This is a genomic window from Fusibacter ferrireducens (assembly GCF_015352425.1).
GTDB classification, from domain to species: domain Bacteria; phylum Bacillota; class Clostridia; order Peptostreptococcales; family Acidaminobacteraceae; genus Fusibacter_A; species Fusibacter_A ferrireducens.
In genome coordinates this window covers 1-10,061 of the sequence record NZ_JADKNH010000031.1, presented here as the reverse complement: position 1 = coordinate 10,061, position 10,061 = coordinate 1, and the positions used below count along the sequence as shown (strand labels likewise).

Genomic DNA, 10,061 nt, shown 5'->3' with positions numbered 1-10,061 from the left:
CGTCCATCATATAACACGCCGATTACCTAAATCACTCTGATGACACAGCCCTTGCGAGGCAAGGCCAGCGCCACTTTTCCTAAGGGAAAAGGAGTGACTTCGGTAATCGCGGGAACGTTATCTGAAATACAAAATGAAAGGAGTATTTATGAACCCAAGACTTCAAAGAATGATAAATAGACTAAAGGAAATTATCGATCAATCGATACATGTTCTTTCTACAAGTAAAACGGAAGACTATCATGAATGGATCTCTGATAAAGAACTTTTAAATGAATGGCTAATTAAATCACAAAATATTATAGCCCTAATCTTTGGGCAACAGAGTATACAATATAATAGATTAATATCACTTTTAGATACAAATATTTACAATTCAGAGGATGTAAAAATTTTCAGTGGTTTCTTAAAAGGTTGTTTGAGTGATTTGGAAAATGGATTTATAATCGGTCAAGAATTTATTATTGCTTCAGAAATTTTTGATAATGTTTTAGAAGAGTCAAAGCACCTACTAGAAACAAGTCATAAAGATGCCTCGGCTGTTCTTGCAAGAGTTGTAATTGAAGATGCACTTAAAAGAATTGCAAGAAATTCAAATATTGCAACTGACCAAAAAGCATCAAAATTGAATGAGGAATTGAAAAAGTTAGAAATATATAGTCAACCACAATGGAGATTGATACAAGCATGGCTAGATATAGGAAATTCTGCAGCACATGGAAATTTTGAAAACTACACTAAAGATGACGTAAATAATATGATTAATGGAATTGAACAATTTATAGCATCTGATTCATTTAAATAAAATGAACATTTTGCAAATCAGATAACACGACTATTACCTAAATCACTCTAATGTCACAGTCCTTGCGAGGCAAGAACTACGCCACTTTTTCCGCTAAGGCGTTAAAAGAGAGTGACTTCGGTAATCGCGGGAACGTTATACGTAATTTAAAATGAGGTGGACAATGGAAACAACAAAAAAATTAAACGTAACTTCAACATCACAAAATAGTGCCGAAGTGAATGAAGTTGTGTTAAGTGAAAGTGATTTGGTCAAAATTGTTTTTAAACCAATTATTGTGAAGAATCAACACGAGATTAATAAATCGGTTAAAGGAAAATTAGTATATCAAAAAAAAAGAAAATGTGATCAGTTTACCGAAGTTGATAAACTTTCAAAAAGCAGTATGAGAACCGGAGAGTGGATGGAAATATCATTAGATACAAGAGAGGTTTCAGAACTTTTTGAAGGATTAAAGAGCTGTTATTCACTATTTGGCTCAAATGGTATTGAATTTGGAAATAATGAATATTTAGTTGTATCAAGTGATTATGAAAAATTAATTAAATTATTGGAAGAAGAACCAGAGTTGATAAAAAAGTTGGCTGAGACGAATCCTAAAATCATTAAAGGAATTCTTGAGTTATTATCTGAAAAAGCATTTGATAACGAGATATTTGAAGACAATACTACTCTTACACTTAAGGAATTAGAGAATATTAGTTCTAGTTTAAATATATCTAGGTTGATAAAACTATTAAGCATTTGGGAAGAAAATTTCGAAAATACAAGTGAAGAATTTTGGCAAAATTTATTCACTGAAAATGCTTGGATTATTTCTCAATGTTTCGGAAGTCCAACTGTATTTTTGGCTGAAAAAGCGTTTATTGGTGGGAAAAATATTTCAAATAAAGGTGGCAATATTGTAGATTTTTTATATCAAAATGAATTAACAAAAAATGTAGCTCTTATTGAAATAAAAAGACCAATTACAAAACTGGTTAAAAAAGAATATCGACAAACATTTATTTTTGATGATGAGCTAAATGGTGCCATAAATCAAGTTTTAAATTATAGGAATGAATTAGTTCAAAACTATAAGAATTTGGTTGCTGATGATACAGAAGAATATTATGCTATAAATCCAAAATGTTTTGTAATTATTGGATTAATTAAAGGGCTATCCCCAAAAGAAGTAATATCATTTGAGAATTATAGAAATGAACTTAAAAATGTTGAAATAATAACTTTTGATGAATTATATTCGAGAATAAAAATAATACTTGATCTATTAAAATTTTAAACTACGTATAACACGTTGATTTCCTACATTCCTTCCGATGTCACATCCCTTGCGAGGCAAGGTCTGCGCCACTTTTTCCGCTAAGGCGTTAAAAGGAAGGAACGTCGGAAATCACGGGAACGTTAGATGAAATTGTTTAATAAACTGAACTTTGTAATTTGACAAACATAAAAGAAGGAGATGAAATGATGAAGGATATTAATGATCTCAAAAAAATTACTGTTCTAATTGATGCAGATAATGCACAAAAACAAAAGATTAGGTTTATTTTGCAAGAGATATCTGCACATGGGCATATTATTACCAAAAGAGCCTATGGAGATTGGTCTAACGAGAATCTGAAGTATTGGAAAAGTGAACTTAATGAGCTAGCAATTCAACCTGTTCAACAATTTGCTTACACAAGTGGAAAGAATTCTACAGATTCAGCAATGATTATCGATGCAATGGATTTGTTGTATACCCAAAAGTATGATGCATTTGCAATAGTATCAAGTGATAGCGATTTTACACGATTAGCTAATAGACTACGGGAATCTGAAATATTTGTTTTTGGAGTTGGAGAAACTAAAACTCCAGTATCATTTAGAAACGCATGTGACGATTTTATTCTCACTGAAAACTTAGGTAATGAGAGTAAAACTGATCAAGAGATTTCAACACCTATTTCGAGTATTGAAAAAATTGAAGATGATGACGTAGGTGTGGAAGTTAATAATGCATTAAAGATAGAGGATGTTTTAGATTTGTTAAAAAAAGCATGCGAACTTTATCAAGATGATGATGGTTGGTGTAACATAAGCTCATCAGGAACTTATATTAAAAGAATTAAACCAGAGTTTGATTCAAGAACTTTCGGATATGATAAACTTCCTGATTTAATAAAAAACCATAAGGACGTATTTGAACATAAAAAATATAAAGGAAAAGGGACTGTAAATATCTTCGCATATAAATTAAAAGGAAAATAAACAACTTCATCTAACACGTCATTTTCCTACATTCCTTCCGCTGTCACGAGCCTTGCGGGGCAAGTCACGTGCCACTTTTTCCGCTAAGGCGTTAAAAGGAAGGACCGTCGGAAACTGCGGGAACGTTAGATGAAATAGTTTGATTAAGAGTTGGAGGAGCTGAACATGTTTAATGATATTATACAAATGCTAAAACATAAAGGAATTGAATTTCAAAATGGATTATCAACCAAAGAAATTCAGAATATAGAATGTTTATATAATATAAAGTTCCCAACTGACCTTAAACTATTTTTAAGCACGAATTTGCCAGTATCAAAAGGTTTTATTAATTGGCGAGATATGAGTTCAGAGAACGTTCAAAGTATTAAAAGCAGACTTAATTGGCCCCTTGAGGGAATGAATTTTGATATTAAAAATAATTATTTTTGGTATGAAGGTTGGGGAGAAAAACCAGAGTCAGTTGATGAAGCAATTGCTATTTGTGAAAAGAATTATAGATTTGTTCCACAAATGATTCCTATTTATTCTCACAGGTATATACCTTCTGATCCCTTTGAAGTTGGGAATCCAATATTTTCAATTTATCAAACTGACATTATTTATTACGGAAATAATCTAGCATCATATTTTGAAGTTGAATTTAATAATAAGGATCAACAATTTATAGACTTTAACCGAATAAAGAAAATCAAATTTTGGTCTGAAATCATGGAATAATAAAATCAAACTACATCATCTAACACGTTGGTTACCTAAATTACTCTGATGTCACAGCCCTTGCGAAGCAAGGACAGTGCCACTTTTGCCCTAAGGGTCAAAAGGAGTATCTTCGGTAACCACGGGAACGTTATAAGAAATTATTTTCGAAGTAAACATGAAAATGAAGTATTGTTAACATAAAAATTATAAATTAACATGGGGGAACTAAAATGAAGAGATTTACATGGGCAATTACATTATTTGTACTCAGTCTTTTAGCAATTGGCTGTAGTAATACTTATACTGATACAAATGAAGACGTGCCTGTGCAATTAAGCTATGACGAAATCATTGAAAATGAAAATGCTACAAAAGGTGAATTACTAAAAATAATACGAGGTAACACTGAATATAAAAATAATGATGGGAGCTATATTGTTCTTAATTTTAATAGTATTAAGAAAGTAGGTGACTTTGTAACTAATAGAAATGATCAATTAGAAAATGTTATATTAATTAAAAATGTTTCAAATTTAAATAAAACAAAGAATTTCTTTAATGGTTCGGGATATATTTCTTTGATTGATGATTATGGAAATGAGACTTACCCAGAAATATGGATGCAATCAGGCGATGAGTTCACTGATATACTCATAGTAGTTGAGAGTATAGACGATTTTGAAAAAGCAAAGTATTTGAAACTAGGAGGATTAGATAGAGAGCTATATAAGGATAAAAGTGTAATGATTTTTAAAATGGATTAGAGTAATATCGAGATACAGTAATTATGGTTAAATATGTAAATAAAGTGATGTAGATTTATTTGGCAACACCGAAAATAGCATCTTATAACACGCCGATTACCAAAATCACTCCGATGTCACAGCCCTTGCGAGGCAAGGACAGCGCCACTTTTCCTAAGGGAAAAGGAGTGACTTCGGTAATCGCGGGAACGTTAGACGCAATCGCACGAACACATTAGGAAGTATAATCAAAACAAATGAATATATTTATAATGGAGTGCCATATTCAAACTGTTAGAACTAATATTGAAAAGATCAGAAAAGACGGTTTGGTCCATTGTGATTAAAGGCAAGATAATGGTGAGACTCTAAGGCGCCCCACCATTAATGCACGATACCAAATTAAGACTAAGAGCATGCGACAACGTCTAACACGCCTATTTCCAAAATCATCTATCGTCACAATCGTTGCGAAGGGAAGCAACGATTGCGCCAATTCTCACTGTGCGCTTGTCATCATTCTTGCAAAAGTGACTTATTTTTTTAGGGCAAGAATATCGCCAAGCGCTCAGCGAGAACGATGACTTCGGAAATAGCGAGAACGTTATCTGAAAGCTCCAAAGAAAAAAGGGTGAATATATGAAAATAGCTTTTTTAGATAGGGATGGCACTATCAATAGAGATTATCCCGATGAAAATTGGAAAAATAGAATTGAACCTGAAATTTTACAAGGCGCTATAGAAGGTCTAAAAGGTTTAATGAATTTGGGATTTAAAATAATCATTATCACAAATCAACACATTATTAATGATAATATTATTAGTTTGGCTGATTATCAAATATTCACTAACAACCTAAAAAGCAGGTTGAATGAGTATGAAATAGGAGAACTCGACATCTTTTATTGTCCTCATTCAGAAACAGAAAAATGTAATTGTAGAAAACCAAATGAAGGAATGATAAAAAGTGCGATATTGAAATACCCTGAAATTGAACTTGATAAGTCTATATTAATAGGCGACTCTAAATGTGATGAAGATTTGTCAAAAAGAGCTGGAATCAAATTTTATGGAATTAATGGGCACTATTTTAGTGACAATTATGCATCTATTGAAGAAGTTTATAAAGAAATTAATGAGCAAATGGAAGAATTATGAACTAGAATGCAATTTCATAAATGGAATTCTAACTAAAAAGTAAAAAAAGATTAAAGCCATCAGATAACACGCCGATTACCAAAATCACTCTGATGTCACAGTCCTTGCGAGGCAAGGCCAGCGCCACTTTTCCTAAGGGAAAAGGAGTGACTTCGGTAATCGCGGGAACGTTAGGCGAAATGCGAGTTTTTGGTTTACGCTATCGAAATAAATTTAGAGTAAAGACTCTATCAAGAAGTTGGCTTGGTTCAACATTAACTGACGTTATCTGGGTGCAAACTTGAATCAAGTCTTAGTGGTTATTTGATTGGATATGATATAAAATTGATATGATCTGATTACGATTTGGGAAAACTAAGAAAGCCAATTATGCATGATTTCTCTAAGTCAAGTTAATTTAGCGGTTTCATATGGTCTGGAAGCTGAGCCTCACTTGGCAGTAGATGTTCCTTGTTTAGTTCTATTGGTTTTATAAGAATTAGAAATTCAATCAGATTTTTATTAGTTGATCATAAGTGTGTTATATGAGCAATGAAATTAGGACTGTGGTAGATACATAGATTTGTTATGAAATGGGTTTAAGCTTTCTTAGACCAATAATTATGAGTCTATAGGTGTATTTTTCAAACAGGGTGTCGTGGAGAAGCACATCGCCTAACACGCCGATTACCAAAATTCATCTGATGTCATGGAATATGCAGAGGAATTTTTTTATTTTCTGGACTGGAAGGAGATAACAATTACGTGTCGAATTACATATATTATAGACGGCATATTTCATGCCACTTTTGCCCTACGGGTCAAAAGGATGAACTTCGGTAATCGCGGGAACGTTAGGCGAAAGAATTACTCGGAGGAGATTTGGAATGAAAATTCTAGATATAGATATGGATTTTTTTTTACACAGTGTTAAACGAGAAAAACCTTTTGATGGTATTCGATTATCTGATGAAGAATATATACCGTGGAATATCAACAATGTGAGAAACTTTTTAGAAACAAAATGTTGCTTAAGTACAGATAATAGAATCAATGGAGCTATTGTGACAGAACATGAAGGTGTTTTTCATATTTTGAAAGCTTTATATGATAAAGAATTGCTTAAACTACCATTAGAGATTGTGCATATAGATTCACATGCAGATTTGGGATTCGGAGATTGTTCTTGGAGTCTTATTTTTAGAGAAATACTAAATACCCCGTTGGAAAAGCGATTGGATAAAATTTTACAGGATCGTATTTTAGAGCGGGAAAGTTGTTTGAGTAGTGGGAATTATCTGCTGTATATGATTGCTTTAGAATGGATTTCGCATTTAACATATATTCCTCATATTTCTCTGACAGAGCGTGGAGATGATTTTTCACCTTTGATTATGAAAGATTTTGATGATTCATCTGGAATTATTCAATTGAAGCAATATGACAGAGATGTAGGATATGATGTTGAGAAATATGAATATCTTGGTCAGAAGGAAGTTGAATTTAAAATTGTTAAGGACTATGAGCAACTTTATTTAAGAAATGATTTTGATTATATATTTTTTAGTCAGTCGTTAAGTTATACTCCTAAGTCAGCTGATATATTTATTGACTTATTTAAAGAATATATTGAAATTGATAAATTGCGTAATTCCATCGCCTAACACGTTATTTTCCTACATTCCTTCCGATGTCACAGTTCTTGCGAGGCAAGACCTGCGCCACTTTTTCCGCTAAGGCGTAAAAAGGAAGGAACGTCGGAAACTGCGGGAACGTTAGACGAAATATTTCATAACTGGATAGAGGTGTAAATGGAAGAGAAATTTAATAGCAAAATAAAGAATTATAATATGATTTTCAATACAACAATGGGAATCGTAATACTATGGTTCATTTCTGGAATTCGTAAATTATTAATATTTTCACATTATGGTATAAGTATGAAATTTTTTGAGTTTGATATTCTAGAATCATTTATACCAATAGTATTTGTTAGCGCTCAGTTATTAATATTTACAGTATTGCCAATATATCTTTATCTTAAAGTGTATAAAAAGAATTCTTTTATTAAAACCATTTCTAAAATTTTAATATCTATTATTTTTGGCTTATACTTATTTATTATATATATGTTTCCTAATATCAATTATATGATTGATGGCCCATTAGATCGAAAATATGCATTTATTATACTTGGCAGTTTTATATTTTCAATGGTCGCATATTTTTCAATTCTAAATGTTGTTAGTATTATCAAAGATGAAGATTATAATTTTAATCTTCTAAAAATATCTTCAGTATTTATTTCAATGTTATATATTACCTTAATTTTCTTAATTGCTTTAAGCGCACTTTTTGTCGATTTTAAAAATTATGGATATTTTGACATTGTAGAAAAGGATGAAAATCAGTACTTGGTGATTGAAAAAATTAGTTCAGGTCTTATTGTTGCCGATTTCAGAGTAGAATTGGATGAATCTAGTGAAAATTGTTTTATTAATTATTCTGAATATAAAATTATTTCAGCAGAAAATGTAAAACTCAGCAAAGAACATTTTGATAAAGTAATTATTGTCAATAGTGAGTGAAATAAATCGTCTAACACGCCGATTACCAAAATCACTCTGATGACACAGCCCTTGCGAGGCAAGGTCAGCGCCACTTTTCCTAAGGGAAAAGGAGTGACTTCGGTAATCGCGGGAACGTTAGATGAAATGCAAAAACAAATTTGAGTTTATTTAAAAACAAGTAAACCTATGACATAGAGGTAATTTATGAAATTATATCAAATCAAAAGACGTATAAATATTGCAATTGAAATGCTTAGAGTCAATGACAATTATTTGTTAAAAAATGATGTTAACGAAAGAAGCATAACGCATAAGTTGGCAATGTATTTAGAGCAGACATTAGGCAAAGAATATGATGTCGATTGCGAGTACAATCGGAATGTAGATGATCCAAGTAATAGAAAAACGATTGATTTACTACTGGAGTCTGATGGTAATAGTAGAACTCAAAGCGTGTATCCGGATATTATTGTACATAAAAGAGGTCAAACCGATTCAAATCTTTTAATCATTGAGGTGAAAAAATCAACAAATCGAGATAATGGCGAATTTGATTTAAGAAAATTAGAATGTTATACAAATACTAATTCTATATCAAGCTTTTGTTATACTTATGGAGCTTTTATTAAATTATATACATCACAGGATAAATATCGTGCCCCTGATATCATATATTTTAAAAATGGAAATAAGATTTGAGATATGAATGTTTTTGCACATCATCTAACACGCCGATTACCAAAATCACTCTGATGTCACAGCCCTTGCGTGGCAAGGCCAGCGCCACTTCTGCCCTAAGGGTCAGAAGGAGTGACTTCGGTAATAGCGGGAACGTTATACGAAAACTTTGAGCAAAAAGAAAGTGAGTATGATATGAGTAATAATCTAGATAAATTGAATGTTCCTTTAAGTGTTAAAACTATATTGAACGATTTACAAATGGAATTAATAGAGACATTTAGATCTAAGATTTCTGCAATCTATATTCACGGTTCAATAGTAACGGGAAATTTTAGAGCGAAATCGAGTGATATAGATTACTTAGTATTACTATGTGATGAACTTGATGAAATTGAGATAGAGACTTTAAAAGAAATTCACAGCAAGTTAGTAAGTAAGCATGGTCATTGGGGCAAGAAGTTAGAAGGTTCATATGTGTTAAGGAATGAAGTTCTTAATGAGAATCCTCCAGTAAAACCTCGTTTGTATTATAATAATATGCTTTTAAGATATGAAGCATACGGTTTAGAATGGATATTCGAGCAGTATAATTTAAAGAATTATGGAGTAGCTATTTACGAGTCTGGTTTTAAAGTGTCTTTCAACGAGATTTCGCCTAATACAATACAAGAAACTTCAGTGAAATTATTGATGATGGAATGGTTACCGAAAATCAAGAATAATGATTACAACTGGACAAATGAATATCTAGTATATGGCGTTCTTAGTGTATGTAGGTTAATTTATAGCATTGAAACGGGCTCGGTTAATTCTAAATTAGATTCGGCATCATATGTAAGTTCAATTTATGATGAGTATGCAGAGGTAATAAAGAAAGCATCTAATTGGAATAATGGTGATGATTTTGAATATAAAGAGGATACTAGAAATTTTATTGCTAAAGTAATAAGCAGATATGAATAGGTAATGGCACTTGCTCAAAGTCATCGCATAACACGCCGATTACCAAAATCACTCTGATGACACAGTCCTTGCGAGGCAAGGTCAGTGCCACTTTTCCTAAGGGAAAAGGAGTGACTTCGGTAATCGCGGGAACGTTATCCTGAAATGGGAACCGACATGGTGGAGAAACAAACTTTAATTATTGAAAAAACTTGATCAGAGACGGTA

General features: G+C 32.0%; 10 protein-coding genes. All 10 read left to right on the top strand.

From position 1 onward, the window contains the following. The first annotated feature begins 148 nt into the window (after positions 1–148). Positions 149–805, top strand: a complete 657-nt coding sequence (locus ISU02_RS23435; RefSeq protein ID WP_194704295.1) for a DUF4145 domain-containing protein — start codon at positions 149–151, stop codon at positions 803–805. A 163-nt stretch (positions 806–968) separates the two neighbouring features. Further along, the gene (locus ISU02_RS23430; RefSeq protein WP_194704294.1) at positions 969–2,087 is read left to right on the top strand and encodes a Shedu immune nuclease family protein; all 1,119 of its coding nucleotides are present in this window, start codon (positions 969–971) and stop codon (positions 2,085–2,087) included. A 188-nt stretch (positions 2,088–2,275) separates the two neighbouring features. Beyond that, positions 2,276–3,058, top strand: coding sequence for an NYN domain-containing protein (locus ISU02_RS23425; protein ID WP_194704293.1), 783 nt, complete (start codon positions 2,276–2,278; stop codon positions 3,056–3,058). A gap of 165 nt (positions 3,059–3,223) precedes the next feature. Further along, positions 3,224–3,778: an SMI1/KNR4 family protein gene (locus ISU02_RS23420; RefSeq protein WP_194704292.1), complete on the top strand. Its 555-nt coding sequence runs from the start codon at positions 3,224–3,226 to the stop codon at positions 3,776–3,778. 212 nt (positions 3,779–3,990) lie between these two features. Then, positions 3,991–4,524: a hypothetical protein gene (locus ISU02_RS23415; RefSeq protein WP_194704291.1), complete on the top strand. Its 534-nt coding sequence runs from the start codon at positions 3,991–3,993 to the stop codon at positions 4,522–4,524. Between the two features lie 618 nt (positions 4,525–5,142). Next, complete coding sequence (locus ISU02_RS23410) at positions 5,143–5,661, top strand: HAD-IIIA family hydrolase (RefSeq protein ID WP_194704290.1); 519 nt, start codon at positions 5,143–5,145, stop codon at positions 5,659–5,661. A gap of 866 nt (positions 5,662–6,527) precedes the next feature. After that, on the top strand, positions 6,528–7,304 hold the full coding sequence (locus ISU02_RS23405) for a UPF0489 family protein (protein WP_194704289.1): 777 nt from the start codon (positions 6,528–6,530) through the stop codon (positions 7,302–7,304). A gap of 147 nt (positions 7,305–7,451) precedes the next feature. Next, complete coding sequence (locus ISU02_RS23400; protein ID WP_194704288.1) at positions 7,452–8,228, top strand: hypothetical protein; 777 nt, start codon at positions 7,452–7,454, stop codon at positions 8,226–8,228. 186 nt (positions 8,229–8,414) lie between these two features. Further along, on the top strand, positions 8,415–8,909 hold the full coding sequence (locus ISU02_RS23395) for a hypothetical protein (RefSeq protein WP_194704287.1): 495 nt from the start codon (positions 8,415–8,417) through the stop codon (positions 8,907–8,909). 111 nt (positions 8,910–9,020) lie between these two features. Further along, complete coding sequence (locus ISU02_RS23390) at positions 9,021–9,854, top strand: nucleotidyltransferase domain-containing protein (RefSeq protein ID WP_194704286.1); 834 nt, start codon at positions 9,021–9,023, stop codon at positions 9,852–9,854. Positions 9,855–10,061 lie beyond the last annotated feature (207 nt).

What these genes read in the sequence shown, in the direction of transcription:
- ISU02_RS23435 (WP_194704295.1), top strand. Translation starts at nt 149, where the DNA reads ATGAACCCAAGACTTCAAAGAATGATAAATAGACTAAAGGAAATTATC.
- ISU02_RS23430 (WP_194704294.1), top strand. Translation starts at nt 969, where the DNA reads ATGGAAACAACAAAAAAATTAAACGTAACTTCAACATCACAAAATAGT.
- ISU02_RS23425 (WP_194704293.1), top strand. Translation starts at nt 2,276, where the DNA reads ATGAAGGATATTAATGATCTCAAAAAAATTACTGTTCTAATTGATGCA.
- ISU02_RS23420 (WP_194704292.1), top strand. Translation starts at nt 3,224, where the DNA reads ATGTTTAATGATATTATACAAATGCTAAAACATAAAGGAATTGAATTT.
- ISU02_RS23415 (WP_194704291.1), top strand. Translation starts at nt 3,991, where the DNA reads ATGAAGAGATTTACATGGGCAATTACATTATTTGTACTCAGTCTTTTA.
- ISU02_RS23410 (WP_194704290.1), top strand. Translation starts at nt 5,143, where the DNA reads ATGAAAATAGCTTTTTTAGATAGGGATGGCACTATCAATAGAGATTAT.
- ISU02_RS23405 (WP_194704289.1), top strand. Translation starts at nt 6,528, where the DNA reads ATGAAAATTCTAGATATAGATATGGATTTTTTTTTACACAGTGTTAAA.
- ISU02_RS23400 (WP_194704288.1), top strand. Translation starts at nt 7,452, where the DNA reads ATGGAAGAGAAATTTAATAGCAAAATAAAGAATTATAATATGATTTTC.
- ISU02_RS23395 (WP_194704287.1), top strand. Translation starts at nt 8,415, where the DNA reads ATGAAATTATATCAAATCAAAAGACGTATAAATATTGCAATTGAAATG.